This window comes from Ruegeria sp. YKSD179 (genome assembly GCF_059612885.1).
Map to the genome: position 1 here is coordinate 1 of NZ_JBXWRL010000113.1, position 3,326 is coordinate 3,326.

Annotated in this window: 4 protein-coding genes; all 4 read right to left on the reverse strand. The window is 50.2% G+C overall.

Annotated features, from left to right (window positions below):
* A partial coding sequence (locus AC2FNE_RS24485) for a class I SAM-dependent methyltransferase (RefSeq protein WP_496806548.1) occupies positions 1-783 on the reverse strand: 783 nt, incomplete at its 3' end.
* Positions 784-996: 213 nt separating this feature from the next.
* Complete coding sequence (locus AC2FNE_RS24490; RefSeq protein WP_496806549.1) at positions 997-1,584, reverse strand: Smr/MutS family protein; 588 nt, start codon at positions 1,582-1,584, stop codon at positions 997-999.
* Positions 1,584-2,624 (reverse strand): murein transglycosylase A, encoded by a 1,041-nt coding sequence (gene mltA, locus AC2FNE_RS24495; protein WP_496806550.1) that lies wholly within the window; start codon positions 2,622-2,624, stop codon positions 1,584-1,586. The genes AC2FNE_RS24490 and mltA overlap by 1 nt, the downstream gene beginning before the upstream one ends.
* Entirely contained in the window at positions 2,621-3,280 is a 660-nt protein-coding gene (locus tag AC2FNE_RS24500) for a Tim44/TimA family putative adaptor protein (RefSeq protein WP_496806551.1), read from the reverse strand. The genes mltA and AC2FNE_RS24500 overlap by 4 nt, the downstream gene beginning before the upstream one ends.
* Between the last annotated feature and the right edge of the window lie 46 nt (positions 3,281-3,326).

Below are 3,326 nucleotides of genomic sequence, written 5' to 3' on the forward strand. Positions count from 1 at the left end.
ATCTGGAAGATCTTTGGCTGATTTAGGTCGCCCCTTTTTATGACAGATATAAATTGCATTGTGTGAAAATACTCTATTCACAGTGCGAGATGTCTTTAAATAGTTTTCGACATTACCGGTTGTTAGTAGTTTACGGCTTATACCCAATTCTTCATTTAAGGTTTTAATAGAATTGTACGGTTCAAAATAAACTAGTTCTAACCCATAATCCGAAAGATGTTCCTCAACTTCGTTATGACTATAGTAATATTGATAAAATTCATCAACAGCAGGGTTTCCCTTAACTCCAGTATAATATTTTAATCGACGTACCATATTGAGGTATGGAACTGTAAATATCGCAACACCTATATCTTCTAAAATGCGCTCCGCTTCTCTAAGAAAACTGTCGGGGCCATTTTGGTCATGTTCAATCACGCCGAGAGAAACATACCCTCCGAGCGAGCCATCTGAAATGCCAGTATTGGTCACATCTCCATATAGAACGTTTAGCTCTGGGTAGACCGAGGCAACTTTTTCAATGGTTTGTTTTGCGTTATCCAACCCAAAGACTTTAAATCCCCGGTTGTGAAGTGCGAGTACATATTGACCCTGGCCACAACCGGCCTCGAGTACAAGTTTGTCACGTGGGAGGAAGCACTCGAATATACCTTCGAACTTACCAAGCCTACCCTGCTCGAATTTGGCCATTTTTTTAGCCAAATCTATTCTATCCCAGTGGCACTCCCAATACTCTGGATCCGCCTTTGATTTATAATACGCAACGGCATTGATTTTTCTCATTTTCAGCCTCAAGTCACAGGCGTTTACCTCATTAGAAAACCGAAACGGCGCTTCTCGGCCAAGAACCTCTGGATATCTTTGAGATTTTATTCATGTATTTCCGGAACTCCAATTGTTTTATTTGTGTCCTAGCCAAAAAACTAAGGCACCGGAATTCACAAATTCACACTCTGTATTGAAGTCTGCCCGTTCCTAGCATGCGCCTCAACCGAGCTAACGTATACGACGCAGATACACATAATACGCACCATCACCCCCGTGGCTGATATGCGCCGGAGTCACCTGAAGGACCGCTTGCGCCAGTGGCGGCAGGCTCAGCCAGTGGGGGACTTGATTTCGGAGGACACCGCGCGGGGTTGGGATAGGGCCGGGCTCGTCTCGATCCTTGCCCTTTCCTGTAATCACCAACACGAGCCGTTTTCCCGAGGCTTGTGCCGATAGGATAAACTTGACTAATACAGGGTGCGCCGTGTCCATTCTCATGCCGTGCAGATCCAGACGACCTTCGGGTTTAAGTTTGCCGCGTTTCATCCGACCAAACGCTTTGACGTCCATACGCACGATGTCTCTGCGTAGCTCTTCAGAAATTGACGTTTTCAGATTGTTGCCGGCTGGCGTCGGTTGCGATTTTTGTCCCAATTCGAAAGTCTCTAGTCTGGGTACCGGCGACTTTGTTGGTTTGGGTTTGGGAAGAACAGTCGGGTGTACCGTTTGCGGTAGCTCAGGATGCAAACGCTCGGCCTGTTTCGCGACTTTGCGCCAAAGTTCAATTTCGTCTGCGGTCAGTTTCCGGCGCGACATCAGAACTCATCCGGCAAAAGAGCATACGCGCGCTGGATCGGCAGCAACAGAACCATTCGACCGGAATCTTTAAGGCGCCCTGCAGCTTCACCTGCCGCATCACCGGTACCAAAGAAAATATCCGCGCGCTGGGCACCCTTGATTGCCGCACCTGTATCTTGGGCAATCATCAACTGGCGAATTGGTTTCTCTCCATCCTTTTCGATCCAAACCGGCGCCCCCAAAGGTGTATAGATCGGGTCCGCCGCTATACTGCGCAACTTTGTGACTGAGCGGTTCATAGCACCCAATGGTCCAAGCTCGGGGGCGACACGTGTAACCTCACGAAAGAAAACGTACGAAGGGTTGTGTAATAGCAATTCAGCGCCTGCTTCAGGGTTTTTTCGGACCCAAGCACGTATCATTTGGGCGCTGACTTCGTGAGCGCCCAGCGCTCCACGCCGAACCAACTCGGCCCCGATCGAACGATACGGATGTCCGTTTGCGCCTCCGTAGCCAACTCGCAATTTACTACCGTCAGGCAACCGAATACGCCCTGATCCTTGGATTTGCAGAAAAAACAGTTCAACCGGGTCATCGACCCACGCGATCTCCAGTCCGCGACCTTGCATAACGTCACTGGTCAATAACTCTCGTCGGCTCAGCCAACGGTCGGATTTCCTGACCTCGGGCGGCATTCGGTATAGCGGATAGCGGTACTTTGCTGATGGCGACGTTGCGCCATCGAGCTCAGGTTCGAAATAGCCCGTAAATAAGGCAGCGGCCCCGTCCTCGACCAACAGTGGACGAAAAAACAACTCAAAAAACGAGCGCGCGGATTCCGGACTATGCGTCTGCGCCGCCGCGCATAACGCTTTCCAGTCCGGGTCCTTCAGATCGCTGCATGTATTTAAAAAAACAGAAAGGGCCGCCCAATGATCGTCAGCTGCCCAGCCATCCAAATCTTCGAACGCCAGAATGGTGCGTTTCACCTCTGCATTGGGGGCGCTCGCGGCGGTCATAGCGGCCACCAAGAAAAGCGACCGGAGTTTTTCAATCATGCGTCCGTGGCAACTAACAGCCAGTTTGGATCATCGGTACCCATGACGCGGGCAAAGGTCCAACTGTCCTTTTGGCGTTTTACAGTATTGGGGCTTCCTTCGATAATGTCGCCGCCTCGATCCCTTACGACCGAAGTCAACTCGCCAATAAACCGCATCGTGATCTCAGCCTGGTTTGTGTCCTTGTCAAAATGAGCGTCCGCCAATGTCGTTTCGCGTACACCCACGAACTCGGCTTCAATCGTCAAGCCCTTATCCTCCCTGTCTGCCACAACCGAGACGAAGCTGTCGAAAACTTCTTCAGACAGGAACGGTTGGATTTCGTCCAGATTGCCCTTTTCGAATCCCATAACGATCATTTCGTATGCGCCACGCGCGCCCTGAACAAACTCACCGACAGAAAAACTGGGTTCGACACGTTTCATTGCGGCCAAAGTTTGCGCTTGTTCGCTATCTTCTGGCACGTGATCGGTGATGTCATGATCCGGGCCACCTTCGATTACTTCAAAATCGCGACGCGACTTGCTGGCTTCGGGTTGTTGCTGCAGCGGCGGCTTTTCAAATCCTTCACGTGTTCCCAGTACGCTTTTCAGGCGCACAATCAGAAAAACAGCGATACCAAGCAAGACCAATAGCTGGATCATGGGATTGTTCATTTCGTCCTCTTTTCAGAACCGAGACTTTGTAAGCGCAGCCTCATGC

Bases quoted from the DNA above. Each gene is read 5' to 3' on its own strand.
- AC2FNE_RS24490 (WP_496806549.1), bottom strand. From the start codon at position 1,584: ATGTCGCGCCGGAAACTGACCGCAGACGAAATTGAACTTTGGCGCAAA.
- mltA (WP_496806550.1), bottom strand. From the start codon at position 2,624: ATGATTGAAAAACTCCGGTCGCTTTTCTTGGTGGCCGCTATGACCGCC.
- AC2FNE_RS24500 (WP_496806551.1), bottom strand. From the start codon at position 3,280: ATGAACAATCCCATGATCCAGCTATTGGTCTTGCTTGGTATCGCTGTT.